At 69.9% G+C, this 25,398-nt stretch carries 22 protein-coding genes; 17 read left to right on the top strand and 5 right to left on the bottom strand.

Annotation, left to right across the window (positions count from 1 at the left end; translation table 11 throughout):
- Positions 1 to 139: 139 nt before the first annotated feature.
- On the bottom strand, positions 140 to 1,696 hold the full coding sequence (locus ACWD3H_RS02590; protein ID WP_451953782.1) for an endonuclease/exonuclease/phosphatase family protein: 1,557 nt from the start codon (positions 1,694 to 1,696) through the stop codon (positions 140 to 142).
- A 303-nt stretch (positions 1,697 to 1,999) separates the two neighbouring features.
- Between ACWD3H_RS02590 and urtA the strand changes: the two genes are divergently transcribed.
- The 7 genes from urtA to ACWD3H_RS02555 all read left to right on the top strand — a co-directional run bounded on the left by urtA (position 2,000) and on the right by ACWD3H_RS02555 (position 9,291).
- Positions 2,000 to 3,235: an urea ABC transporter substrate-binding protein gene (gene urtA, locus ACWD3H_RS02585; protein WP_350913270.1), complete on the top strand. Its 1,236-nt coding sequence runs from the start codon at positions 2,000 to 2,002 to the stop codon at positions 3,233 to 3,235.
- 119 nt (positions 3,236 to 3,354) lie between these two features.
- Positions 3,355 to 4,221, top strand: a complete 867-nt coding sequence (urtB, locus tag ACWD3H_RS02580; RefSeq protein WP_355549161.1) for an urea ABC transporter permease subunit UrtB — start codon at positions 3,355 to 3,357, stop codon at positions 4,219 to 4,221.
- Positions 4,218 to 5,327 (top strand): urea ABC transporter permease subunit UrtC, encoded by a 1,110-nt coding sequence (urtC, locus tag ACWD3H_RS02575; protein ID WP_355619590.1) that lies wholly within the window; start codon positions 4,218 to 4,220, stop codon positions 5,325 to 5,327. The genes urtB and urtC overlap by 4 nt, the downstream gene beginning before the upstream one ends.
- The gene (gene urtD, locus ACWD3H_RS02570) at positions 5,324 to 6,082 is read left to right on the top strand and encodes an urea ABC transporter ATP-binding protein UrtD (protein WP_350913276.1); all 759 of its coding nucleotides are present in this window, start codon (positions 5,324 to 5,326) and stop codon (positions 6,080 to 6,082) included. Before urtC ends, urtD begins: the two co-directional genes overlap by 4 nt.
- Positions 6,060 to 6,749 carry an urea ABC transporter ATP-binding subunit UrtE gene (gene urtE / locus ACWD3H_RS02565; RefSeq protein ID WP_343978534.1) on the top strand — a complete coding sequence of 230 codons (690 nt, stop codon included), beginning with the start codon at positions 6,060 to 6,062 and terminating at the stop codon, positions 6,747 to 6,749. The genes urtD and urtE overlap by 23 nt, the downstream gene beginning before the upstream one ends.
- A 113-nt stretch (positions 6,750 to 6,862) precedes the next feature.
- Complete coding sequence (locus tag ACWD3H_RS02560) at positions 6,863 to 8,236, top strand: transporter substrate-binding domain-containing protein (RefSeq protein WP_451953781.1); 1,374 nt, start codon at positions 6,863 to 6,865, stop codon at positions 8,234 to 8,236.
- On the top strand, positions 8,233 to 9,291 hold the full coding sequence (locus tag ACWD3H_RS02555; RefSeq protein WP_451953780.1) for a hypothetical protein: 1,059 nt from the start codon (positions 8,233 to 8,235) through the stop codon (positions 9,289 to 9,291). The genes ACWD3H_RS02560 and ACWD3H_RS02555 overlap by 4 nt, the downstream gene beginning before the upstream one ends.
- Here ACWD3H_RS02555 and ACWD3H_RS02550 read toward each other — a convergent pair.
- Positions 9,285 to 9,530: a DUF2630 family protein gene (locus ACWD3H_RS02550; RefSeq protein WP_350913284.1), complete on the bottom strand. Its 246-nt coding sequence runs from the start codon at positions 9,528 to 9,530 to the stop codon at positions 9,285 to 9,287. The two genes, ACWD3H_RS02555 and ACWD3H_RS02550, sit on opposite strands and share 7 nt — an antisense overlap.
- A 294-nt stretch (positions 9,531 to 9,824) precedes the next feature.
- Here ACWD3H_RS02550 and leuA point away from each other — a divergent pair, with 294 nt between their 5' ends.
- From leuA to ACWD3H_RS02520, 6 genes are all read left to right on the top strand, one after another.
- Positions 9,825 to 11,537 (top strand): 2-isopropylmalate synthase, encoded by a 1,713-nt coding sequence (gene leuA / locus ACWD3H_RS02545; protein WP_350913286.1) that lies wholly within the window; start codon positions 9,825 to 9,827, stop codon positions 11,535 to 11,537.
- Positions 11,538 to 11,738: 201 nt separating this feature from the next.
- Positions 11,739 to 13,433 carry an FUSC family protein gene (locus ACWD3H_RS02540; protein WP_451953779.1) on the top strand — a complete coding sequence of 565 codons (1,695 nt, stop codon included), beginning with the start codon at positions 11,739 to 11,741 and terminating at the stop codon, positions 13,431 to 13,433.
- Between the two features lie 13 nt (positions 13,434 to 13,446).
- On the top strand, positions 13,447 to 13,950 hold the full coding sequence (locus ACWD3H_RS02535; RefSeq protein WP_350913290.1) for a MarR family winged helix-turn-helix transcriptional regulator: 504 nt from the start codon (positions 13,447 to 13,449) through the stop codon (positions 13,948 to 13,950).
- Positions 13,951 to 14,630: 680 nt separating this feature from the next.
- Positions 14,631 to 14,945, top strand: coding sequence for an SSI family serine proteinase inhibitor (locus tag ACWD3H_RS02530; protein ID WP_451953778.1), 315 nt, complete (start codon positions 14,631 to 14,633; stop codon positions 14,943 to 14,945).
- Between the two features lie 255 nt (positions 14,946 to 15,200).
- On the top strand, positions 15,201 to 16,496 hold the full coding sequence (locus ACWD3H_RS02525) for an FAD-binding protein (protein WP_451953777.1): 1,296 nt from the start codon (positions 15,201 to 15,203) through the stop codon (positions 16,494 to 16,496).
- Positions 16,493 to 16,618 carry a hypothetical protein gene (locus ACWD3H_RS02520; protein ID WP_451953776.1) on the top strand — a complete coding sequence of 42 codons (126 nt, stop codon included), beginning with the start codon at positions 16,493 to 16,495 and terminating at the stop codon, positions 16,616 to 16,618. The genes ACWD3H_RS02525 and ACWD3H_RS02520 overlap by 4 nt, the downstream gene beginning before the upstream one ends.
- A gap of 27 nt (positions 16,619 to 16,645) precedes the next feature.
- Here the strand turns inward: ACWD3H_RS02520 and ACWD3H_RS02515 are convergent, their stop codons facing one another.
- Entirely contained in the window at positions 16,646 to 18,847 is a 2,202-nt protein-coding gene (locus tag ACWD3H_RS02515; RefSeq protein WP_451953775.1) for a DUF262 domain-containing protein, read from the bottom strand.
- 112 nt (positions 18,848 to 18,959) lie between these two features.
- Positions 18,960 to 19,658, bottom strand: coding sequence for a TetR/AcrR family transcriptional regulator (locus ACWD3H_RS02510; RefSeq protein ID WP_451953774.1), 699 nt, complete (start codon positions 19,656 to 19,658; stop codon positions 18,960 to 18,962).
- A gap of 113 nt (positions 19,659 to 19,771) precedes the next feature.
- On the opposite strand from ACWD3H_RS02510, the gene ACWD3H_RS02505 reads away from it, so the two are divergent.
- The 3 genes from ACWD3H_RS02505 to ACWD3H_RS02495 all read left to right on the top strand — a co-directional run bounded on the left by ACWD3H_RS02505 (position 19,772) and on the right by ACWD3H_RS02495 (position 22,050).
- The gene (locus ACWD3H_RS02505) at positions 19,772 to 20,116 is read left to right on the top strand and encodes a YrdB family protein (protein WP_355549184.1); all 345 of its coding nucleotides are present in this window, start codon (positions 19,772 to 19,774) and stop codon (positions 20,114 to 20,116) included.
- A gap of 13 nt (positions 20,117 to 20,129) precedes the next feature.
- Positions 20,130 to 21,074: an NAD-dependent epimerase/dehydratase family protein gene (locus ACWD3H_RS02500; protein ID WP_451953773.1), complete on the top strand. Its 945-nt coding sequence runs from the start codon at positions 20,130 to 20,132 to the stop codon at positions 21,072 to 21,074.
- 85 nt (positions 21,075 to 21,159) lie between these two features.
- Positions 21,160 to 22,050 (top strand): Gfo/Idh/MocA family protein, encoded by an 891-nt coding sequence (locus tag ACWD3H_RS02495; RefSeq protein ID WP_451953772.1) that lies wholly within the window; start codon positions 21,160 to 21,162, stop codon positions 22,048 to 22,050.
- Positions 22,051 to 22,070: 20 nt separating this feature from the next.
- On the opposite strand, the gene ACWD3H_RS02490 is transcribed toward ACWD3H_RS02495, so the two are convergent.
- The gene (locus ACWD3H_RS02490) at positions 22,071 to 23,357 is read right to left on the bottom strand and encodes a Glu/Leu/Phe/Val family dehydrogenase (RefSeq protein ID WP_451953771.1); all 1,287 of its coding nucleotides are present in this window, start codon (positions 23,355 to 23,357) and stop codon (positions 22,071 to 22,073) included.
- A gap of 240 nt (positions 23,358 to 23,597) precedes the next feature.
- On the opposite strand from ACWD3H_RS02490, the gene ACWD3H_RS02485 reads away from it, so the two are divergent.
- Positions 23,598 to 25,175 (top strand): DUF7800 domain-containing protein, encoded by a 1,578-nt coding sequence (locus ACWD3H_RS02485; RefSeq protein WP_451953770.1) that lies wholly within the window; start codon positions 23,598 to 23,600, stop codon positions 25,173 to 25,175.
- Positions 25,176 to 25,398 lie beyond the last annotated feature (223 nt).

Genomic DNA, 25,398 nt, shown 5'->3' with positions numbered 1-25,398 from the left:
TCCCGGACCATAGGAACCGGTGGTTTCGGTGACGTTGCACGTCGATGTCGTGTCGGTTTCCAGGTGGCGCGGGCTGTACGAACGGAGGAAGGGCGGCATGGAGCCGCCCTTCCTCCGCGGGGAGGTTCGGTGCGTCCGGTCAACGCATCCTGAAGGTGGTCAGAACCGCGGCGTGGTCGGAGGTCCAGGCGTTGCCTGAGTGGCCGGGTATGGGGGCGGGGGTGCCCTCGACCAGGGCGCTGGAGTCCAGCACCCGGAGATCGCCCGCGTAGTGTACGAAGTCGATCCGGTCCTGCGGCTCCGGCTCGCCCTTGTGGGCGTCGTGGCCGTAGCCGCCGGTGAAGGTCGGGTAGATCGGTGACCAGGTGATGCCGGGGGCGGCGACCGGGTCGGGGTGGGCGACCCGGAAGGAGTCCTTCAGGCCCGCCTTCTCCGGCAGGACCGAGGCGGGCCAGGCCACGGAGTCATAGCCGCAGCGCCTGGTCGCGGGCGTCCAGTCCAGGTGCGAGGGAGCGTTGAAGTCACCGGTCAGCAGGACGGGGGTCCGCTTCGCGTCCCGCAGGTCGGACTGCATGGCCGCGAGGACCGCGGTGATCTGCGGGGTGCGCCCCGAGGAGACCTCGTTGGCCAGGAGCCGCTCGTGGCTCATCTTCCCGAAGCAGGCGTCGTAGGGACCGTAGGGCGTGTAGCCGAGGTGGACATTCCAGATGACGACGTCCTGCCTGTGCTGGTCGTCGACCCGGATCCTGGCGGTGATCCCGGCCAGTCCCGACGCGGCCGGGAGCGGGCCGCGCGAGGTGATCGGGTAGCGGCTGACGATGCCCAGGTCGTTCCCGGCCTGGAAGTGTTCCCAGCCCAGCGCCTCGGCCAGTTCCTTCGCGGAGGTGCCGGAGGTCTCCTGCATACCGACCACGTCCACGTCCTGGTCGAGCAGGAACTTCAGCTGCTTCTCGCGGGCGCCCTTCACCTGGCTGCCGCCGTGCCAGAGGTTCCAGCTCATCGCCTTGAGGTCGGGCACGAGCTTGGCGCCCGGAACCCTGACCTCGATCGCCGCGGTCACCGAGGCGGTCTCGCCGGCGCCGTTGCGCGCCTCGATCCGCACGGCCGCGGGCCGGAGCGCGTCCGGCGGGCGCGGGGTGCCCGAGATCCTGCCGTCCGAGCCGACGGTGACCCAGCGGGGCCCGGAGGTCTTGCGGAACGTCAGGCCCTCGGCGTCACCCCGGGTGAGGCCGCCGACGGTCGCGGCGTACGGCTTCAGCGCGCGGGCGTTGCGCAACGGGACGCGGTCGCTGACGAAGTGCAGCGGTTCGGCGCTCACGATCTTCAACTTGACGGGCTGGGCGAGCCAGGCATAGCCGTCCTTGGCCAGGGAGTAGGCGACGTAGTCACCCGGTTCGAGACCGTCGGTGGGCAGCGTGGCGGTGCCGGAGCCCTCGGGGATGTAGACCCACTTCAGGGAGGGGCCGACGTATTTCTCGGCGACCGGGCCGTTGCCGGGGTCCGTATACAGGCCGATCCAGTTCTTCGGGTCGGGACGGGGGGTGGAGTAGGTCAGGCTGATCGGTTCACCGGCCTTCACCGAAGCCGAGATGACGTTCAGCGTGCCGTCCGTGGCGGCGAAGGCAGGGACGTTCACCAGGCCGCTTGTCAGACCGAGTGTCACTACGGCTGCCGCCACCATGAATAACCGGCGCATTCAGGCTCCTTATGGGGTTCTTGAGGCGAGATAAGCCTGAAGCGCCCCGGTAACGGCATGGTGTATGACGACTGTCATTCAGATTGCGCGCACCGGAAACTCATTACCGCTGCTCAGTATCACGTCGTTTCGCGATTTGTCTGTACAAGTGCGTGCAGTCTGTCTGTATCGCTGCGCTCTGTCACGGCGGTGATATGCCGGTAAGACGCAATTAACAACCGCGAACTAGGCGGGAAACCTCACTCAGTCACCTTGGCGGCAGATAGATCGGTGCGGGGGCCGTACCGGCAAGGAGGAAAGTCATTGAGGAAGACAGCATGGTGCTCCGTGGTGGCCGTCGCGGCGCTGGCCGCGACGCTGACCGCCTGCGGCGGTGAAGCCCCTGCGAACAAGGACGCGGCCGCCGCGAGTGGCGGTGACGGAGACATCAAGGTCGGCATCCTGCACTCGCTGAGCGGCACCATGGCCATCAGCGAGGTGACCGTCAGGGACGCCGAACTGCTCGCCATCGAGGAGATCAACGCCGCCGGGGGAGTGCTCGGCAAGAAGCTGGTCCCCGTGGTGGAGGACGGCGCGTCCGACTGGCCCACCTTCGCGGAGAAGGCCACCAAGCTCATCCGCCAGGACAAGGTCGCCACCACCTTCGGCGGGTGGACCTCCGCCAGCCGCAAGGCGATGCTGCCGGTCTTCGAGCGGAGCAAGGCCCTGCTGTGGTACCCGGTGCAGTACGAGGGCCTGGAGAGCTCGCCGTACATCTTCTACACCGGCGCCACCACCAACCAGCAGATCATCCCCGGCCTCGACTACCTCAAGGAACAGGGCAAGAAGAAGATCTTCCTGGTCGGCAGCGACTACGTCTTCCCCAGGACCGCCAACAAGATCATCAAGGCGTACGCGGCGGCGAACGACATGGAGATCCTCGGCGAGGAGTACACCCCGCTCGGCCACACCGAGTACAGCACGCTGACCAACAAGGTCCTCCAGGCCAAGCCGGACGCCGTCTTCAACACCCTCAACGGCGACAGCAACGTCGCCTTCTTCAAGCAGCTCAACAGCGCCGGGGTCACCGCGGAGAAGATGCCCGTGCTGTCGGTGAGCGTCGCCGAGGAGGAGGTCAAGGGCATCGGCGTCGACAACATCGCCGGCCACCCCGTCGCCTGGAACTACTACCAGACCACCGAGAACGCGGCCAACGAGAAGTTCGTCGCCGCGTTCAAGGCCAAGTACGGCGCGGACAAGGTGACCTCCGACCCGATGGAGGCCGGATACAACGCCGTCTACCTCTGGGCCGAGGCCGTCAAGAAGGCCGGCAGCGTCGAGGTCGAGGCGGTCAGGAAGGCGGCGGGCGGCATCGCGCTGGACCGTCCCGAGGGCCTCGTCACCATCGACGGTGAGAACCAGCACATGTACAAGACGGCCAGGATCGGGGTGATCCAGCCCGACGGTCTCATCAAGGAGGTCTGGAACTCCGGCCAGCCGATCAAGCCCGACCCCTACCTCAAGGGCTACCCCTGGGCGAGTGGCCTGGCCACCGGCTGACCCCCCTCAAGACAGGTTCCGGACCGGGCCGTGACCAGATCACGGAAAGTACCGTGGCGCGCCCACAACGCGGCGCGGCCCGGTTCCGGAGCCACACACTCGTAGGAAGGGGACCTTCGGTGGAGGCCTTTCTCAACCAGCTCCCGATCGGCCTGTCCATCGGCGCCGTGCTGCTCCTCATCGCCCTCGGGCTGACGTTCACGTTCGGTCAGATGGGCGTGATCAACATGGCCCACGGCGAGTTCATCATGGCCGGGGCGTACACCGCCTACCTGCTCCAGGACCTCACCGGCCGGATGGCGGTGATCGTGGCCCTGCCCGTCGCCTTCCTGGTCGCCGGGCTGATGGGGCTCATCCTGGAACGGACCGCGATCCGGCACTTCTACGGCCGCCCGCTCGACACCCTGCTGCTCACCTGGGGCGTCAGCCTCGTGCTCCAGCAACTCGCCCGCGACCTGTTCGGGGCGCCCAACGTGCAGGTCCAGGCACCCACCTGGCTGCAGGGCGGCATCGCGTCCCTGCCGTACAACCGGCTGTTCATCTTCGGCCTGGCCGTCGCCACGGTCATCGGCATCTGGGCCTACATGAACCGCACCGGCGCCGGCCGCCGGATGCAGGCCGTGATGCAGAACCGGCAGCTGGCCGCGGTCAGCGGCATCAACACCGCCCGAGTGGACCAGCGGACCTTCTTCATCGGCTCAGGGCTGGCCGGGGTCGCCGGGGTGGCGCTCACCCTCATCGGCCCCGTCGGCCCGGCGCTGGGCACCTACTACATCGTCGACGCCTTCCTGGTGGTCGTCGCCGGAGGGCTCGGCCAGCTGCGCGGCGCCGTCATCGCCGCCGCCGGCCTCGGCCTGCTCAACTCCTACGCCGAGTTCTGGAGCGACGCCAGCCTGGCGAAGGTCATCGTGTTCGCCGCGATCATCGCCTTCCTCCAGTTCCGCCCGCAGGGCCTGTTCGTACTCCGATCGAGGGCGCTCACGTGAATCTCACCCGCCTCAGAGGGCCGGGGCTCTTCGCGGCGGTGGCCGTGCTCGCCCTGGTCGTCGCACCGCTGCTGCTGGAACCCTTCCGCCTCGGCCTGCTGGCCAAGTACCTCTGCTTCGCGATCATCGCCCTGGGCATCGGACTGGCCTGGGGGCAGGGCGGCATGCTCGTCCTCGGCCAGGGCGTGTTCTTCGGGCTCGGCGGCTACGCGATGGGCATGCACCTGAAGCTGGTGGACGCCCAGGGAGACCTGCCCGACTTCATGGTCTGGAGCGGGGTCGAGCAGCTGCCCGCGCTCTGGAAACCGTTCGCCAACCCGGTGTTCGCGCTGGCCATGGTCGTACTCGGGCCGATGCTGATCGCCACCGTGCTGGGCCTGCTGGTGTTCCGCCAGCGGGTGCGCGGCGCGTACTTCGCGATCCTCACCCAGGCGCTCGCCGCCGCGTTCGTCATCCTGCTCGTCGGCCAGCAGGGCCTGACCGGCGGCACCAACGGTCTGACCAACTTCTTCGACCTGTTCGGCCAGGACCTGGCGGCGGACTCCACCCAGCGCGGGCTCTACTTCGTGGTCGCGATCGTCACCGGGCTGCTCTACCTCGGTGCCCGCCAGCTGGTGGGCAGCCGCTTCGGGCGGCTGCTCGTCGCGATCAGGGACGGCGAGGACCGTGTCAGGTTCCTCGGCTACGACCCGGCCAGGGTGAAGACCGTCGTCTTCGCGATCTCCGCGGGCATGGCCGGGCTGGCGGGTGCCCTGTTCGTGCCGGTGGTCGGCATCATCTCGCCCGCGCTGCTGGGGGTGGTCCCCTCGCTCGAACTCGTCGTCGCGGTCGCGGTGGGCGGCAGGTTCGCCCTCGCCGGGGCCATCCTCGGCGCGGTCGTCATGGGGTACGCCAAGACCTCCTTCAGCGAGCAGTTCGCGGACGGCTGGCTCTACCTGCAGGGCGCGCTGTTCATCCTCGTGATGACCCTGGCCCCCAGAGGGATCCTCGGCCTGGCGGCGTCGGCCCGCGACGCCCTGGCCCGGTGGCCGAAGCGCCCCACGGCCCCGGAACCCCCGCCCACGGACGACGCCCCCGGCAGGAGAGTCATGGAGGAGGTCGGATGAGCCCGATCATCGAGGTACGCGGGCTGTCGGTGGTCTTCGACGGCTTCCGCGCCATCGACGGCATCGACCTGACCGTCGAGGCGGGGGAACTGCGCTTCCTGATCGGCCCCAACGGCGCGGGGAAGACCACGCTCATCGACGTCATCACCGGCCTCACCCGCCCCACCACAGGCGAGGTCGTCTTCGACGGCCGCAGCCTGGCCGGCCTGCGCGAGCACAGCATCGTCCGGCTCGGCGTCGGGCGTACCTTCCAGACCTCGGTGGTCTTCGAGGAGCTCACGGTCCTGGAGAACCTCGACCTGGCGGCCTCCTTCCGCCGCCCGCTCTGGTCGCTGGCCCGGCGCAGGCGCGGGATCTCCACGGCCGTCGCCGACGCGCTGGAGACCACGGGGCTGCGGGAGCTGGCGGACCGGCCCGCGGGGGTGCTCTCCCACGGGCAGCGGCAGTGGCTGGAGATCGGCATGCTGCTCACCCAGAGCCCCAAGCTGCTCCTGCTGGACGAGCCGGTGGCCGGGATGTCGAAGGACGAGCGGGAACGGACCGGCGAGCTGCTGACGTCAGTGGCCAACGACCACACGGTGATCGTGATCGAACATGACATGGAGTTCCTGCGCAGGTACGCCTCGCAGGTCACCGTCCTGCACGAGGGCAAGGTGCTGATCGAGGGCTCGGTGGACCAGGTCCGCGACGACCCGCGCGTGCAGGAGGTCTATCTCGGAAGGAAGCGCGGAGATGCTGTCAGTACAGGATCTTGACGCCGGGTACGGCAGGGCCCGGGTGCTGTTCGGGGTCTCCCTGCGGGTGGAGCCAGGGCAACTGGTGTGCGTGATGGGCCGCAACGGGGTGGGCAAGACCACCCTGCTCAACACCGTGATGGGCGTGCTGCCCGCCACCGCGGGTTCGGTCACCTTCGAGGGCCGGGACGTGACGCGCCTGCCGCCGCACGAGCGGGTACGGCTCGGCATGGCGTACGTCCCCCAGGGGCACGAGACCTTCCCTCAGCTCAGCGTGCTCGGCAACCTTCAGGTCACACTGGAGGCCTCCGGCGGCCCACAGGAGGCGCTGGAGGAGGCGCTGGAGACCTTTCCCCGGCTGAAGCCGCTGCTCAAGCGGCGTGCCGGATTCCTGTCCGGCGGACAGCAACAGCAGCTCGCGATCGCCCGCGCGCTCGTCACCCGGCCCAGGCTGCTCATCCTGGACGAGCCCACCGAGGGCATCCAGCCCTCGATCATCATCGAGATCGAGGAGGCGATCGAGCGGCTGCACGCCTCCGGCCTGTCGCTCCTGCTGGTCGAACAGTATCTGGACCTGGCGCTCCGTCTCGCCGACCGTTTTCTCATCCTCGACGCCGGGCACGTCGCTCATTCGGGGGCGGTGGAGGAATTACACGGGGAGGAAATTCACCGCCTTCTCGCCGTGTGAACCGCACTAATTCATATCAAGAAAGTCGTATTTGATCTCTTCTTGATGAAGAACCTCCCGCTGCGGGCGACGGCGACATAACCTACCCAGCAAAAAGGGAGTCCGGGGGTGTCATGGCGGAGGAACCTGCGGACGGGGGAACGCGAGCGGAGGGGACACCGGACCCTCCCGGGAATCACGGTCGCTCCGACCGGCAGCCCGGCCGCGAGACCGGCAGCCCGGCCGACGACGAGCGCGAGGGGCGATCGGGCGCCGAGACCGGCGGATCGCCCGGTGACGATCGTGACCGACGGTCCGACGATCGACATGACCGTGAGCGGCGCTTCGACGGCCGGTACGAGCGCGGCCGGTGGGACGACGACAGATACGGTCAGGAGCGCCGGTTCGACGAGCGGTACGAGCGTGACCGGCGGGACGACGACAGGTACGGCCGCGACCCGCGGCCCGAGGATGTGCGGCCCTTCGAGGACGCGTACCCCGGGGCGCGGATCGATCCGCCGGGGACGCCCGCCAGGCGCGGGTTCCGCCGGTTCCGGCTGACGGCCTGGATCGCGCTGGTCGTCGCGGCGGTCGTGGTCGGGGTGTCCGTCGCATGGGTGAACGGGCCGCCCACCGAGGCCGAGCTGCGGGAGAAGGCGGGACTCCTCAGCAAGGACAGGCTCCGGATCGGCGTGAAGGACGACACCCCGGGCATCGCCCTGAGGTCGAAGGACGGGAGCGGCTTCGAGGGCTTCGACATCGACATCGCCTACATGATCGCGGCGGATCTGGGTTTCCGGCGCGACCAGGTCGAGTTCATGTCCATCGAGACCGAGGACAGGGCGCGCATGCAGGCCCGGAACGAGAACGGGGGATTCGTCAGGGTCGACCTCGTGGTGGCGACCTTCAGCGTGACGCCCGACCGCAAGGCGGACCCCTCCGTCGGCTTCTCCACGCCCTACCTCTTCACCGAGCAGTCGGTGGTGACCAGATCCGACTACGAGGACGAACACGTCGCCTCCCTGGGGCAGCTCGAGGGCAAGAAGGTCTGCTCGCTCGGGACCTCGACCTCCCTGGTCGAGCTGAGCAAGGCGATAAGGGGCAACCCCATCGCCGAGGGCCTGATCAGCAAGTGCGTGGAGCGTCTCCGGAGGGGCGACATCGACGCGGTGACCACCGACGCGGCACTCCTGGCCGGGTTCGTCGCGCAGGACAGGAACCTGCGTCACCACGACATCGCGCTGGAGAAGACGGAGATGTGGGCTGTCAACGCGGGGCCCAACGCCGCGCTGCGCACCCTGGTCGACCTCGCGCTCTACCGTTCCTACGCCGATCCGCAGAACCAGCGCTGGGAGGAGGCGTACAAGACCCACATCGAGCCGCTGCTGAAGACCAACCCGGGGGTGAACGTGGCCCAGGCGGAGCAGCCGTGCGCGCTTCCCCCGCCGGTGCGCCGCTGGCCGTGGGAGCGGACCCTCCCCGTCCAGGATTGTCCCTCCGCCCCTTGAAGACCGACAGGCGGGTCAGGGACGCGCCGAGGAACCAGGAGTGGTTCCTCACGCTGCTGCCGGTGTTCCCGATCGTCCTGCTGGTGATGCGGCTGTGGTACGCCAGCCGGCAGGACACCCAGACGCTGCTCCTGCTCGTGCAGACCATCAGCCCGCTGGGCATGCTGAGCGCGATCCTGCTGACCACGGTGTGGGTGCTGCCCGTCGTCGTCGTCGGCGGCCGGCTCCTCGGCACCCTCTGCTGGATCAGCACGGGCCGCTCCTCATGGCTGGTGCGCGCGGCCCGGCGGCTGCCCGGCTGGGTCGCCGGCCTGGCCGTCGTGGTGGGCGTGGGCACCTGGCAACTGCGCTTCCTGCCGACGCTGATGATGCTGTCGCTCGCGCTGGCGGGCCTGATCGTGCGCGAGCGGTTCCCGGCCAACGAGGAGTTGCGGACCACGTTCTGCTACGCGCTGCCGCTGATCGCCGCGGTGCTGTCGTACGTGCTGCTGTGGCCCGCCGTCGTCACCGCGTTCGCCGAGCGGGACGTGGCGACCGCGATCCTGCTGACGCTCCCCCCGGTGTGCGCGCCGCTGCTGACCGGCCCGGTGCCCGCGGCGTCGGCCAGGGTGCTGACCCATGGCATCGCGATCGCGATGGCGGTGTTCACCCCGTTCCTGGTCGGCGCGGTCGTGATGAGGGCGCCGATCCTCCCGCTGGTCGCCCTGGAGATCACCGGGGAGAAGTCCTCCGAGGTGCTCGTGGGCTACATGGTCGCCAGTGACGACCTGATGACCACGGTCCTGCACCGCGACGGTGCGGTGAGCTTCATCTCCAACGAGCGGCTGCGGTCGAAGGTGCTCTGCCCCGACCCCGGCGAGGTGCCCAGGACATGGGCGAACCTGCACGGCTGGTACGTCGAACAGAGCGTGATCTCCTGGCTCGCCCCGGTCTCGCAGCGGACCCCGGCCGATTCACGCTGCGAGGGCCGCCCGGCCGCGGAACCCGCTCCCGTCTCACCGTCCCCGACCTCGACTCCGACTCCGGCAGGGGCCTTCGGGGCGGGCGGTCACTGACGGTAGTCCTCGACCTCGTCGATCGGGCGGGGCGCGGCGGAGTCGGGGTCCTCACCGAACTCGCGGCGGGCCCGGCGCTGCCTGAGCAGGTCCCATGCCTGGTCGAGAGCCTCCTCCAGTTGCTGGATCCGGTTGTTCTCCTCATGCGAGGAGATCGAGTGCGAAGTCAGCCTCTTCCGGAGCTCCCGCTCCTCGGCGATGAGTTCGTTGATGTGGGCGAGGATGTCGACGTCCCTCATGGCAGTTCCCCCTGTCAGAGTTCTCCTCAGGTGACCGTACCGTCGGAAGCCGAGCCGGTGGCGCCGGCGTGCTTCGCGTCGCGTGCCCATCCTCGGACGGACTCCCGGAGATCTTCGAGTTCCGCCATGTGAGACCGGGGCTCGGGCATTCGGACCCGTCTGATAGCGTGCTATGCATGCTGCGCGGGCTGCTTCTTAGCTGCCGCGACGAGGGCCTGTAAGGGCCGGCTCCCTCGTCGCGGAGCGAGCCATGCGTGTCGGCCACGATTGTTTTCCCAGTCGAGGAGCCTTTGCATGTATCCGCAGCAGCAACCCAGCCCCATGCCGTTCAAGCGCTACGAGTCCTTCGCGCCGATCCGGCTGGCCGACCGGACCTGGCCGGACAAGGTCATCGAGCGGGCACCCCGGTGGTGTGCCGTCGACCTGCGTGACGGCAACCAGGCGCTGATCGACCCCATGGACCCCCACCGCAAGCTCAAGATGTTCGAGCTGCTGGTGAAGCTGGGCTACAAGGAGATCGAGGTGGGCTTCCCCGCCGCCTCCCAGACCGACTTCGACTTCGTACGGCAGATCATCGAAGAGGATCTGATCCCTGACGACGTGGTGATCCAGGTCCTGACCCAGGCCAGACCCGAGCTGATCGAGCGGACCTTCGAGTCGGTGCGCGGGGCCAAGCAGGCGATCATCCACCTGTACAACTCCACCTCCACCCTCCAGCGCAGGGTCGTCTTCGGCCAGGACCGCGAGGGCATCACCGCGATCGCGGTCGAGGGCGCCAAGCTCTGCAAGAAGCTGGCCGCCGAGATGGACGGCACGGAGATCTACTTCCAGTACTCCCCGGAGTCCTTCACCGGCACCGAACTGGAGTACGCGGTGGAGGTCTGCGACGCCGTCAACGACGTGTGGCAGCCCACCCCCGACCGCAAGGTCATCATCAACCTGCCCGCCACCGTCGAGATGGCCACGCCCAACATCTACGCCGACCAGATCGAGTGGATGCACCGCAACCTGGCCTATCGCGACTCGATCGTGCTCTCCCTGCACCCCCACAACGACCGGGGCACCGCCGTCGCCGCCGCCGAGCTGGGCTACCTGGCCGGGGCGGACCGGATCGAAGGCTGCCTGTTCGGCAACGGAGAGCGCACCGGCAACGTCTGCCTGGTCACGCTGGGCATGAACCTGTTCTCGCAGGGCATCGACCCGGAGGTCGATTTCTCCGACATCGATGAGATCCGCCGGATCACCGAGTACTGCACCCAGCTCCCCGTCCACCCGCGCCACCCGTGGGGCGGCGAGCTGGTCTACACCGCCTTCTCCGGATCCCACCAGGACGCCATCAAGAAGGGCTTCGAACACCTGGAGCGCGACGCGGCCGCCGCGGGCGTCCCGGTCGAGGAGTTCACCTGGGCGGTCCCCTACCTGCCGATCGACCCCAAGGACATCGGCCGTACGTACGAGGCGGTCATCAGGGTCAACAGCCAGTCGGGCAAGGGCGGGGTCGCCTACATCATGAAGGCCGACCACCAGCTGGACCTGCCGCGCCGCCTGCAGATCGAGTTCTCCCGCGTCGTCCAGGGCCGCACCGACGCCCTCGGCGGCGAGGTGAGCCCGGCCCAGATGTTCGAGATCTTCACCGACGAGTACCTGCCGAACGAGGTCGGCCCGTGGGGCCGGCTGGGCCTGCTGGCCCACCGCACCGCCTCCCAGGGCGACGAGAAGGACGCGATCAGCGCCGACCTGCGGATCGACGGGGAGATCCGGGAGGTCGAGGGTGTCGGCAACGGTCCCATCTCCGCCTTCTGTGAGGCCCTGGCCAGGGTCGGCATCGAGGTTCGCGTCCTCGACTACGCCGAGCACGCCCTGAGCGCCGGCACCGACGCCAAGGCCGCCTCCTACATCGAGTGCGAGATCGCCGGCCAGGCCCTGTGGGGTGTCGGCATCGACGCCAACACCACCGCCGCCGCGCTCAAGGCCGTCATCTCCGCGGTCAACCGCGCCAACCGCTAGTCCCCGGCACGACCGGCCGGGGCAACGCGTCCGACAACGATCCACAAGGTCATCTGTCGCCTATTCGACCGCGCCTCCCGCGTAACCCGCGGACGCGCGGTCGAGTCGTCTCGGCAGGTGGCCGGGGCGGTGGGGAAACCGGTCGTCCTGACGCCATATAATTTATAGGTAAAACACTTGCTAATCATATGAACGGGGATCATGAAGGAACAGCCGGGCGGACGGACGCGGCGGCTGCCGCTGAGGGGAGTGTTCCGGCTCGGCCGGTTCGGCGACATCTGGCACAAGCACGCGCTCAGCGCGGTCATCGCGCTGGCGATCCCCGACCTGATCCTTCTCGCCACGGGCCGGCTGGATCTGGCGGTCTACACCTCCGCCGGAGCGATGTGCGCCCTGTACGCGCACGGTCTGCCGTACGCGGCGCGGGCGCGCAGCCTGATCTGGGTGGCGCTGGGCATGATCGGCGGGGTGGGGGTGGCGCTCGTCACGTCCGGCCTCACCCGGTCCACCGCGATCCTGATCATCGTGTCCGCGGTGCTGGCCGCCCTGCACAAGGTGGTCTGCGACGCCACCCGGATCGGCCCGCCCGGGAACCTGATCTTCACCTTCATGGCCGCGACCTGTGCCTTCATTCCCCAGCGGCTCAGTGAGGTGCCCTTCCACCTGGCGCTCGCCGCACTGGGCGCCCTCCTTGCCTGGCTGGTCTGCATGGCCCCGGCGCTCGTCCGGCCCGAGGGCCCCCAGCGGATCGCCGTCGCCCGCGCGCTGGAGGCGGTCGCGCGGCTCCCGCGGGCGGCCCCCTCGCGACGCGACCCCCAGGACGACACCCCGGCGCGGATCACCCCGGTACCCCGGGTCCGCCATGACGCCGCCGCGGCGGTGAACGCCGCCTGGCGCACTCTCCTGCCGGTGCCCGCGAGCCCGAACCGCGGCGCGCTGGAGCGCCTGCTGGTACACGCCGAGGAGACCCTCGCGACGGGTTTCAGCACCGAGGCCGCCCGGCTGACGGGCTGGGCCACCGACCTGCGCCGGAACCGGCCGCTGCCCCGCACGAGCCTCACCGGGAACGAGGCCGCCGAGCTGACCGGCATCGCGATGGAACGGGCCGTCCGGAGCCGCGAGCCGAGTGTGCTGCGGGCGTTCCATCCGGCCTCCGCGCTGTTCCCGATCGGGATCAGGGTCGCCGTCGGCTCCGCTCTGGCCGGGCTGACCTCGATGGCGCTGGGGGTCGGTCACCCCTACTGGGCGGTCGTGATGGCCGCCTCCGTCTTCCAGGCCAATGCCGTGCTGTCCTGGCAGCGGGCGCTGCAGCGCGCCCTCGGCAGCGTGTTCGGACTGCTCGCCTTCACCCTGCTGCTGCCGATCAGCCGCACCGGGCAGCTCGCGCTGGTGTTGCTGGTGCTGCTCCTCCAGTTCTGCACCGAGGCGTTGATCACCCGTAACCACTGGCTCGGCACGGTGTGTGTGACCCCGATGGCCCTTCTGCTGACCGAGTTCTCCGGATACCAGCCCGCCGGGCAGCTGATCGCCGACCGCTGGCTGGACACCTGCGTGGGCGTCGCGGCGGGACTGCTCGGCTGCCTGCTGGTGACCAACCGCCGTACCGCCGGCCGGATCGACGCCGCCCTGCACCGGGTGGCCGTCACCCAGGCCGCGGCAGGACACCTGCTGGAGAGCGGCTCCGCGGGCCCCGGCGACATCTCCCGGGCCCGAGGCCTGCTCGTCGCCGCCCTGGTGGAACTCCGGGAGGCCGCCGAGGTCGCCGCCGGCGAGTGGTGGCAGCGGGTGCTGCCGGCGGAACAGATCGCCCAGGCCGAGCAGGAGGGCCACCGTACGCTCGCGCGCCTGAGGGGACCCGCCCGGGATAGAGTCGCCTCAAAGTCGATCAGCGGGTGAGGGAAGCGGGGGCGTGGAGGACATCGTCGCGCAGGTGATGCGCCAGTGGCAGCGCGTCCACCCGGGGCTGGACACCGCGCCGATGGCCGTGATCGGCCGCCTCAACCGCTGTTCCCTGCTGATCCAGCAGGCCGCCGACGCGCCGCTGCGCGAGCACGGTCTGACCCGGTCCGAGTTCGACATCCTCGGCGCGCTGCGGCGGCTGGATCGGGAGCTCACCCCCAGCCAGATCGCCAGGGAGACCTTCGCCTCCGGTGCCGCCGTCACCAAGCGGCTACGGTTCCTGGAGGAGCGCGGACTGGTGGCCCGCCGTCCCGACGACCGGGACGGGCGGGTGTCCCACCTCTCGCTCACCGAGCAGGGCCGTACGCTCATCGACCGGATGCTCCCCGAGCAGGTCGACTACGACGCGTCGCTGCTGGCCGGCCTGGCCGTGGAGCGGCAGCGGGAGCTGGCGGAACTCCTCGGCGAGCTGCTCCTCCTGCTGGAGGGACGGCCGGGCGTCCGGTCGCTCTGAACGTGCCCCGGTGCGGGCGCCGTCACCTGGCATCCTGCTTCCGCAGTGGCGACCGGCGGTACGAAGCGGGTTCGGCCGAGGCCTTTCCAAACTGGTGAATTCATGGCATTCCACGGCGAGTCGCTCCGAGGTGCCCCATCGTTAGCGACATAGCATCTTTCCAGCTCAGGGCGTAATTCGCTCCCCCCGAACACATCGAAAGCGACATTTTCGGCTATGTACGGAATTCGTATTCATCGGGGGAATTCATGCGATGTATCTTTGGCCTGGCCACCGCCGGGCTCGTCCTTCTCAGCGGCACGACGGCCGCCGCGGACGCGCTGCCGCAGCCGCCGGGCCGCGGGCCCGACCCGGCCGCGGGCCGGCCGATCGCCGATCCGCCTCCGTGGCCGCCGCGGCCGATGCCTCCGGGACCCGGATCGATCATGCTGCCCCCGGGGCCTGGGCCGTTGCCTCCGGGACCCGGGTCGATGATCCCACCCCCACGACCTCCGTGGCCGCCGCGGCCTCCGCTCCCGTGGCCACCCGGCACCTGGGGCCAGCCGATCCCACCTCGCCCGACCCCGATTCCGCCGTGGCCGACTCCGTGGCCGCCGCGCCCGTTCCCGCCAAGGCCGACCGGATGGCCGCTTCCGCCGTGGCCGACCCCGTGGCCGCCGCGCCCGATTCCGCAGTGGCCCGTGACGGTGGGCGTACCACTGGGCAGGGATCTCTCACTGACCATCGCGGGCAGGTTGGGCACCCGTAGCGTCCAGCTCAGTTGCTCGCCGGTCTTCGGGACGCACCCGCGCGCGGCGGACGCGTGCGCGGCGCTCTACCCGGCGCAGGGCGACCCGGCCCGGGTCGGGCCGACGTGGATGGGGTGCGCGCGGGTGTACGACCCCACGACGGCGAGTGCGACCGGCACGTGGGACGGCCAGTACATCCAGTACCGGCGGACCTTCAGCAACGAGTGCGACATGCACGCCGCGACAGGTCCGGTCTTCGAGTTCTAGGTCCTGACCTTCGAGGGGCCGGGAGAGGAGAGCGCCCACCCGCCGGCGCCCGGAGAGGATCGGGCCGCCGCCCGTCATGAAACGGCGGCCCGATCCCCGGAACATCGGCCTGCACGGCGGCGGGGCATTCCGCCGCCGTACGAGCCTGAAATACCCTTGGGGCGGTGATGCCGTCGTCGCGCCCTCGCATGGCCACCCGTGTGCGGCGCGCATCCGCCGTGCACGGCCTGGCGCGAGGCGTAGAGAGGGCACGACTTGACCGGACGGCTGCTGAACTGGGCGGGCAACATCACCTACGGCGCCGCGCGGTTCCACCGCCCCGGCAGCATGGAGCAGCTCCAGGAACTGGTCGCCGGCAGCGACGCCGTCCGGGCACTCGGCACCCGGCACTCCTTCAACGAGATCGCCGACCGTCCCGGCGGTGACCTCGTCTCGCTGGAGGATCTGCCGGGTGGGCCCGAGCTCGACCCGGCACGCGGCACGGTCACGGTCGGCGCCGGGGTGCGCTACGGCGAGCTGAGCCGCTATCTGCACGGTGCGGGCTACGCGCTGCACAATCTCGGCTCGCTGCCGCACATCTCGGTCGCCGGTGCCTGCGCCACGGCCACGCACGGCTCGGGCGATGCCAACGGCAACCTGGCGACCGCGGTCTCCGGCCTCGAACTGGTCACCGCCGACGGTGAGGTCACCTTCCTCAGCCGGGAGCGGGACGGCGACCGCTTCGCGGGGGCGGTCGTCGGGCTCGGCGCGCTGGGAGTCGTCACCAGGGTCGTCCTCGACGTCGTCCCGGCCTTCGAGGTGCGGCAGCACGTCTACGAGAACCTGCCCTGGGCGCGCCTTGAGGAGCACTTCGAGGAGATCACCTCGGCCGGGTACAGCGTGAGCATGTTCACTGGATGGGACGGCCCGGTGATCGACCAGGTGTGGGTGAAGCGGCGTGACGGCGAGCCCGGCCCGTGGGAGCCGGTGTCGCGCTGGCTGGACGCCACGGCCGCGCCGGCCGACCGGCACCCGCTGCCGGGGCTGTCCGCCGTCAACTGCACCGCGCAACTGGGGGTGCCCGGCCCCTGGTACGACCGGCTGCCGCACTTTCGCCTGGACTTCACCCCGAGCAGCGGGGAGGAGCTCCAGTCGGAGTATCTGCTCCCGCGCCGCCACGCCCTGGCCGCGCTCCGCGCGCTGGACGGGGTCAGGGACGTCGTCTCCCCCGTCCTGCAGGTGTCGGAGATCCGCACCGTCGCGGCGGACGAGCTGTGGCTGAGCCCCTCCTACCGCCAGGACGTCGTCGCGGTCCACTTCACCTGGAAGAAGGACTGGCCCGCGGTGCGCCGGGTGCTCACCGTGATCGAGGACCTGCTGGAGCCCTTCGAGGCCCGCCCCCACTGGGGCAAGCTCTTCCTGATGGGCTCTGAGCGCCTGGCGTCCCGGTACGACCGGCTACCGGACTTCCGGCGGCTGGCCGCCGACCTCGACCCCACGGGCAAGTTCCGCAACCCGTTCGTGAACGATCGTCTCTTCGCGGGTGATTCTCCCTCACCGGTGTCGAGGTGACGGTCCACCTGCCGGAGGTGGATCCCCGGCCGGCCGGTCGTCTCGCCGAACGGGCACACCGGCACTGCCCCTACTCCACGGCACTGCCGGGCAACGTCGACGTCGGACCGAACCTCGCTTGAGGGAGGCTTCACCCTCCGGCCGGTTCGTCAGTTCTTGGAGACGAGGCCGCGGGTGATGGCCTCCTCGCGGAGGCGTTTCAGCGGGATCGCCGCGCCGTCGCGGTCGATGCGCCAGACGTCCCAGCCGGCGCACGCCTTGCTCCCCGCGGCCGCGGCCCCGGCGGCGGACAGGGAGTGGTACGCCTGGTCCGTCGCCGCCAGCCTGATCCTTCCGTCCTCCTCGATCGTGGCGTGGTGGACCTCACCCTTGACCGTACGGAAGATCTTGGCGTTCGGTGCTATCAGGCCGCTCCTGATCAGGTCGGCGACCTCGACGCCGTAGTGGCGGCGGGCCGTGGGCGACTCGACAGGAGTCGGGAGCGGGATCACCGGCAGGCGGAAGCCGAGCCTGGCCGGGTTCCAGATCTCCTCGCAGAGCAGCCGGTAGAGGTGCTGGCGCTGTTCGATCTCCCGTACCCCGAAACCGGGGCAGGGCCGGAACGCCTTGTCCAGCCCCGAGTCCCTGAGGTAGTGGGTGAACGGGGTGTTGCGCAGGCGGCTCTTGGGGTGCAGGGAGGCGGCGAGCCGGTTCTCCGCGTAGTAGTGCTCGATCTTCCTGTCGTAGGGATCGTCGCGGAAGCTCGCGTTGACCGACTTGGGCAGGAGCAGCAGGGCGCCGAGGCGGTTGCGCCGGATGTAGAACTCGGCGGTGGTCTTGACGGCGTCCCGGTACCGTTCGAAGCGGTTGGCCCAGATGTGCTCGATCTCGTAGTCGCGCCGCCCCCGCAGGAAGGCGTACTCGTGCTGCCCTCCCTCGCAGGCGCGCTGGACGTGGGCGGTCATCCGGGAGAGCAGGTAGCGGACCACGCGGCGGTTGTTGGCCCGCAGCCCGAAGGAGGCCAGCTCGCGGAAGTCGTGGTCGAGCAGGGAGGTCTCCCGGCCGAGGACCGTGGCGACGTCCTCGACGGTCCGGCAGATCCGCAGGACGGGGATCAGCCGGTGGATGACCTCGTCGAGGTCGCGGCGCTGCACGGGAAGGTTGTTGACGCACCTGCGCACGTAGAGGAGGTCGAGGAATGAGGCGACCATCGAGGTCTTCCGGACGAACACCTCGTCGGTGTCCTCGGGAGAGACGACGGAGAGCAGCAGCGTGAACTGGTTGTCGATGCCGTTGTATCCGTTGAAGTAGACGGCTGCCAGGGCGGGCGTGAACTCCCGGCAGGCGCGGAGCAGCTCGCAGTAGCGTTTCGACACGTCCGTGAGCTTCCGCACGAACTTCTCGGCCTCCGCCGGGCGGCCGAGGCCCAGCTGGACGTCGTTGCGCAGGATCCACTCGTGGACGGCCCGCCCGATCTCGGCGGCGTCCTCGGAGTCCTTGTCGAGGTGCGCGTACTGCGCCAGCAGGAACGAGCGGACGTACGCGCTGGGCGTGTTGGCCTCGGGGGAGTCGGTCTCCGCGGTGGTGAGACGGGCCAGCATGTCGGCCCACTCCCTGCCCAGTTCCTCGCGCGGCTGCTCGCCGATCCGCCGGAAGAGATGGCCCTTGAGCAGGTCCACGTGGCTCAGCCGGAGCCCCCGGTCGTTCATCGACACGAAGATCTCGCGGCCGTTCTCCTGGTCGAGGGCCCGGATGCCGACCAGGCAGACCCGGTCCAGCAGCCACCGGACGAAGGGCACCAGGGCCTCGCCGCGCAACTCCTCGGGGAACTCCCCGTCGATCTCCCTGCTCCGGTCGTGCAGGTTGCGCACCGAGATGTGCGCGTCGTCGGGCAGGGTGAACCCCTTGAGACCGTTCCAATCGGTGACCAGGGAGTTGAGCAGCTGCGCGCGGGACAGCTCCTCGGAGCTGCCGACCTTGAAGCTCCGCCTGCCGTGCCGCGCCGTGTAGGTGAGCCCTTCCAGCTCGTCGACGTTGATCCACATCTCCTGGTCGAGCAGCAGCTGCCGGAGATAGATGAGCACGAGGTGGAGGGTGGTGACGCGCTGCTGGCCGTCGACGAGGAAGGTGCGGCCGTCGCTCTCGTGGTAGACGTAGGGGCCCAGGAAGTACGGGGCGTAGCGGCCGGCCTCCTCCTGGTCGTGCAGGGGGTTCCACTGGCTGAGGAAGCGCTGGCTGAGGTCGTCGATCAGCGTGCTGACCTCGTGCCGGGTCCAGGTGTACTCACGCTGGTAGTAGTCCAGTGCGAAGGAGTTCCGCTCGAAGAGGGTGCGGACCGTCACGCCCTCGCCGTGAATGGGACTGTCCACCATGAAGTCGGCAGCGCCTCTCGCCTGTGGGGGGACGGCTCACTCGAAAGCCGATTCTTCTCATTTATCACGTTGAATCGGCAACCGTTACCGATCGCCGCTAAGTCGTGACGTGTCAGGCGGGCAGGCCGAGGGTGCGGGCCTGACAGCGCATGGTGTGGTCGAAGGCCGCGGCGCGGTCCAGGATCGCGTTGTTGAACTGGCCGAACAACTCGAAGCTGATCCAGCCGAACAGGCCGGTCCAGGTGATCAGGCCGCGGACGATCACGTCGTCGGGGACGTCGGGCATCAGCTCGCGCAGGCGTGCGGCGTCCTCGCGGAAGGACGGCGGGGCGGGCGGGTGGTCGCCGGGCGGGTTCAGGGTTCCGGCCCGGTGGGCGTCGGAGACGATCCGGCCGTAGACGACGGTGTCGCGGATCGCGGCGGGGACGGTGTCCTGCGGAGCCTGGTAGCCGGGGACGGGGGAGCCGTACAGCAGGGCGTACTCGTGCGGGTGGGCCAGTGCCCAGTCCCGTACGGCGTGGCAGACCGCCATCCACCTGCCCGCGTGGTCGGTGTGCGGGACGGCCGCGTCGGCGTTCTCCACGGCCTCGCCGAGGGCGTTGTAGCCGTCGATGATCAGGGCCGTGAGCAGGTCGTCCTTGGAGGGGAAGTAGCGGTAGATCGCGGAGGAGGCCATGCCCATCTCGCGGGCGACCGCGCGCAGGGACAGGCCGCTCGCGCCGTCGACGGCCAGTTGCCTGCGGGCGACGTCGGTGATCTCGCGGGTCAGCTCGGCCCTGACCCTTTCGCGTGCGGTGAGGCTCGAACTCATGTCCCGACCATATCAGAGCACTGGAAAGAAACGAGAGCACTGCTCTTGACGAACAGCGCTCTTTAACGAGAGCATTGCTCTCAGAACGGAACGGCAATCTCTTAGGAGCTCCCATGATCTCCCTGGCCAAGAACACCAACCTGCTCGTCATGTTCCTGCTGGAGCTGGGCGTGCTGGCCTCGGTCGGTTACTGGGGTTTCGTCACCGGTTCGAACTGGCCGGTGAAGCTGCTCCTCGGCCTCGGCGGCCCCGCGCTGTTCGTCGTGGCCTGGGCGATCTTCGGCGCGGCCAACGGCGCGACGATCCCGCTCACCGGTCTCGCCCGTGCCGTCCTGGAGGTGCTCTGGTTCGGTGGCGGCGCCGCGGCGCTGGTCATGGCCGGCCGTGTCGTCCCCGGGATCGCCTTCGCCGCACTCTTCGTCGTCAATGCCGCGCTGCGGCTCCTCTGGAACCAGTGAAGGAAGAACCATCATGGCCAAGCACGTCATCGCGGGAGCCGGTCAGGTCGGCTCCGAGGTCGCCCGGTTGCTGGCCGGGCAGGGACACGAGGTGGTCCTGGTCAGCCGCTCGGGCTCGGGACCCGAGCTGCCGGGCATCCGCAGGGTCGCCGCCGACGCGGGCGACCGCACGGAGCTGACCGCCCTGACCAGGGGCGCCGCCGTCCTCTACAACTGCGTCAACCCGCCCTACCACCGGTGGGCGCGGGACTGGCCGCCGCTCGCCGCGTCGCTGCTGGGAGCCGCCGAGGACACCGGCGCCGGATACGTCATCCTCGGCAACCTCTACGTCTACGCCGCTCCCACCAGGCCGATGCGGGAGAGCGACCCGTTGACCCCGCCCAGCGCCAAGGGCGAGATACGGGTCCGGCTGTGGCAGGAGGCCCTGGCCGCGCACGAGGCGGGCCGGGTCCGGGTGACCGAGGTACGCGGATCCGACTTCTTCGGCCCCGGCTGCCTGGACCAGTCACACCTGGGGGAGAGGCTCGTCCCCAGGCTGCTGACGGGCAAGGCCGTTCGCGTCGTCGGCGACCCCGCACAGCCGCACAGCTGGACCTACGTGCCCGATGTCGCGCGGGCCCTGATCGCGGCGGGAGAGGGCGAGCGCGCCTGGGGCCGCGCCTGGCACATCCCGACGAACGAGCCGATGACGGTGCGCGAGGTCGCCGCGCGGCTGTGCGCGCTCGCCGGAATCCCCGACCCGGGGGTCAAGGCCATGCCGCACTGGCTGCTGCGCGCCGCCGGGACCTTCTCCCCGATGCTCGGCGAGCTGGAGGAACTGCGCTACCAGTTCGTCCGGCCCTTCGTCCTGGACTCGAGTGACTTCCAGGAGGCCTTCGGCATCGCGCCGACCCCGATGGACGAGGCGCTGGCCGCGACGATCGCGTGGTGGCGCGACCGCCTGGCCGCGGCGGCGTAGGGACCGGTCGGACGCCGTACGGCGGGTGCGCCGGCCCGGGGGCGCGACGTACGCGCCGGAAAAGCACGCGTCGTAGGCTCTCAGCATGAAGATCGCTGTCATCGGCCTCGGGGACATCGCGCAGAAGGCCTACCTGCCCGTCCTCGGCGCGACCCCCGGCCTCGACCTGCACCTGTGCACCCGCGACCGTGCCACGCTCGACCGCCTCGGTGACGCCTACCGGGTCGAACGCCGGCTCTCCTCGGTGGACGAGGTGCTCGACGCGGGGGTCGAGGCGGCCTTCGTGCACGTCGCGACGGAGGCGCACGTGAAGGTCGTCGAGCCGCTGCTGCGGGCCGGCGTCCACGTCTACCTGGACAAGCCGATCGCCTACACCCTCGCCGAGGCCGAGCGCCTGGTGCGGCTGGCGCGGGAGAGCGAGCGGTCGCTGTTCGTCGGTTTCAACCGCCGTAGGGCGCCGTCCTACGCCGCTCTGCGCGATCTTCCCCGCGATCTGGTGGTGATGCAGAAGCACCGTGCGCGCCATCCGGAGAACCCGCGGGCCGTCGTCTACGACGATTTCATCCACGTCGTGGACACGCTCAGGTTCCTGGTGCCGGGCGAGGTCGAGCACACCGTCGTCCGCACCCGGGTCAGGGCGGGACTGCTGGAGCACGTGACGCTGGAGCTCTCCGGGGACGGCTTCACCGCCTTCGGGATCATGAACAGGGTGGGCGGCCTGGCGGAGGAGAGCGTGGAGGTCATGGGCGGCGGCGCCAAGCGCCGGGTGGTCAACATGGCCGATGTGACCGACCACGCCGGCGCCGAGACCCTGACCAGGCGGGGCGACTGGACCCCGGTCTCCCGGCAGCGGGGCATCGAGCAGGTCTGCCTGGAGTTCCTCGACGCGGTCCGCTCCGGCACCGTCGTCGACGCCGCCGACGCCCTGGCCACCCATGCGATCTGCGAGGAAATCGTCACCGCCGCGGCCCGGTAGCGCGTGACGGGGTGCGGCTTTTAGGATCGGAGCCCGCGCGAGCGGTGCGCCTCGGCGACCCGGCCGACGCCGATCACGTGGGCGGCCTGGCGCAGGGTGATCCCGCACTCGGCCGAGACCGCCGCGACCGTGTCGAACGCGTTCTCCACGAGGCCGCGGAGCCTCGCGTCCACCTCGCGCGCGCTCCAGGAACGAGCCTGCGCCTCCTGCAGCCACTCCAGGTAGGAGACGATCACACCGCCCGCGTTGGCCAGGATGTCGGGGACCACCGTGATGCCCGCGTCGGCGAGGACGCGGTCCGCCCCGGGCGTGGTGGGGCAGCTGGCACCCTCCACGATCAGGCCGGCCCTGATCCGGGGGGCGTTCTGCTCGGTGATCGCCCCCTCCAGGGCCGCGGGAACGAGCACGTCCACATCGAGTTCCAGCAGGTCGTCGTGGGACAGCGGGTCCGCCTCGCGGTAGCCGCGCACTCCACCGGTCTCCTTCGACCACGCCCGCAGGCCGTCGACGTCCAGGCCCGAACGGTTGACCACGGCCCCGGTGCTGTCGGAGACCGCGACCACGAGAGCGCCCGCGTCGGCGAGGTGGCGCGCGGCGGGGGCGCCGACCTTGCCGAAGCCCTGGATCGCGACGGTACGGCCCTCGGGGGAGCCGCACATGGCCCTGAGCGTGGCGAACCGCACGCCGCGTGAGGTGGCCTCCGCCCGCTCCGGCGCGCCGCCGGAGGTCGATCCGCCGGTCATCACGCCGGGCACCGGGTAGCCCGCGTTCACCGAGTAGGTGTCCATGATCCAGGCCATGGTCCGCCTGTCGGCGCCGACCTCGGGGGCCGGGACGTCCCGCTCGGGGCCGACGATCGGCAGCACCTCGTTGACGTAGCGGCGGGTGACCCGCTCCAGCTCCCGGGTGCTCAGCGAGGCGGGATCCACCGAGACGCCGCCCTGGGCGCCCCCGTACGGGATGCCGGCCAGCGCGCACTTCCACGTCATCCCCATGGCCAGCGCGGTGACCTCGTGGACGTCGGTGCGGGGGTGGAAACGGATGCCGCCCTTCGCCGGGCCACGGGTGATGTTGTGCTGCACCCGGAAACCCTGCACGACGTCCATCCGGCCGTCCTCGCGGCGGACCGGAACCGACACGGTGAGTGAGCGGCGGGGAGTGGCGAGCATGGCGCGCAGGCTGTCGTCCAGGTCCAGCCGGTCGGCCGCCTGGCCGAGCTGGAAGAGCGCGGTGTCGAGGGCCTGACGGCCAGGGCTGACGGGAGCGGTGGTGGCCGGCGTCGTCGACGGCACCGTGAGCGTCCTCAAGGGAAACCTCCGTACGGTGAGCGGGGCGCCTTTGCTCCGCCCGGGGCAGCTGGTCACGATCAGAGTAGGTGCGCTTTTTTGCCTGCGGGGACGGGCAGTGTTTCGTTCTCGTGACCGCTCCGAGGCCTGGTCGCGCCACCGCGACCGGATGGTGCGTTGTTATCTGTCCGCGTCTCTGGGCAATCTGGGAGGAAGGTACGGATCTGGTGGGCTCCGGTAAAGGATTCCTGCCGTCGTGCGGTGACTGAGGGGATGAACGTGCCGGAACTTGTGGTCGGACCGATGTTGCGTTACGTCGACGAGACGAGCGCGTCGGTATGGCTGGAGACGAGCGAGCCGTGCGAGGTGACGGTCGAGGTCGGTGGCGTGAGCTCGCAGGCCAGGACGTTCACGGTCCACGGTCACCACTACGCGATCGTGGACGTGGCGGGCGGCGGGACCTACCAGGTGCGCCTGGACACCGAGACCGTGTGGCCGCTGCCCGACCAGCCGCCCAGTCGCATCCGCCTGCTCGGCCCCGGCGGGCCGGACCGGGTGATGTTCGGCTCCTGCCGGACCAGCGTGCCGCACGACCCCCTGCACACGATCTCCCACGGGGTGGACATGCTGCGCGCGTACGGCTGCACCCTGATGGAGGCGCCCGAGGACCGCTGGCCCGACCTGTTGCTGCTCCTCGGCGACCAGGTCTACGCCGACGAGCCCTCCGCCGAGATGCTGGAGTTCATCGGAAACCGCAGGGACAGCGAGCCGAAGAAGGAGATCGCCGACTTCGAGGAGTACGCCGAGCTGTACCGCCTGGCGTGGACCGACCCGGAGATTCGCTGGATCCTCTCCACGGTGCCCACCGCGATGATCTTCGATGACCACGACCTGCGCGACGATTTCAACACCTCCAGCACCTGGCGCGAGCAGATGGAGCACGTCCCGTGGTGGCGGCACCGGGTGATCTCCGGGATCGGCGCCTACTGGGTCTACCAGCATCTGGGCAACCTGTCGCCGGCGGAGCGCGCCGCCGACGAACTGCTCAGCAAGGTGTGCGCGGCCGAGGGGGACGGCGGGGAGGTGCTCGACGCGTTCGCCGAGCACGCCTACGACGTACCCGCCGACAGTCGGTGGAGCTACGCCCGCGACCTCGGCGACACCCGCCTGGTCATGCTGGACTCCCGTTGCTCCCGCCGGCTCACCCCGAAAGACCGGCGCATGATCGACCCGGTGGAGTGGGAGTGGCTCACCGAGCAGCTCCAGCGGGACGGCGCGAAGCGCTACGTGATCGGCTCCTCGGTGCCGTTCCTGCTTCCCGCGGGCATCCACCACATCCAGAACTGGAACGAGGCGCTGGCGCAGGGGGCCTGGGGCGCCAGGGTGGCCCGCTGGTCGGAGGCGCTGCGCCAGGGGCTGGACCTGGAGCACTGGGCGGCCTTCCGGCGCTCCTTCGAGGACCTGTTCAGGCTGCTGGCCGGGCTGGGCAGGCCGGTGATCATACTCTCCGGAGACGTGCACTACTCCTATGTCTCGAAGGCGCACGGGCTCCCCATCTACCAGCTGGTCTGCTCGCCGATCCGCAACCCGCTGAGCCGCACGCTCCGCCTGGCCAACATCGTCGCCCAGTTCGGTGTCGCCAGCCTGATCGGACGCTCGCTCTCCCGCCTGGCCAAGATCCCCAAGGCGCCCTTCAGGTGGCGGATCACCAACGGCCCGTGGTTCTCCAACGCGGTGGCGGTGCTGTCCCTGGACACCGACCCCACCTCGGTCCGCTGGGACACCGCCACCGGAATCGACGTCTCGGAGATCACCACGGTGGAGCTGAAGGGGATCTAGGAGGCTGGTGTTAAACGGCCGCTTAGCGATCATGCTGGAGCGCCACACCCACAGAGCATGCAGATTCGGCTTCCAACTGGAGTGTGTGCTCCCGATCCTCACCGTTCTTGACGGCTCGGCGGAGGGGCCAAGATTACTTCGCGCGAAAAACACCAGCCTCGTAGGAGCCGTCCCCTGGTCCCCGGCCGGGGGGCCGGGGGGGGGTGCGTAGGTGGGCGCGGGA

The sequence above is a fragment of the Streptosporangium sp. NPDC002607 genome (assembly GCF_053592655.1).
This window is presented reverse-complemented; position numbering and strand designations above follow the sequence as displayed.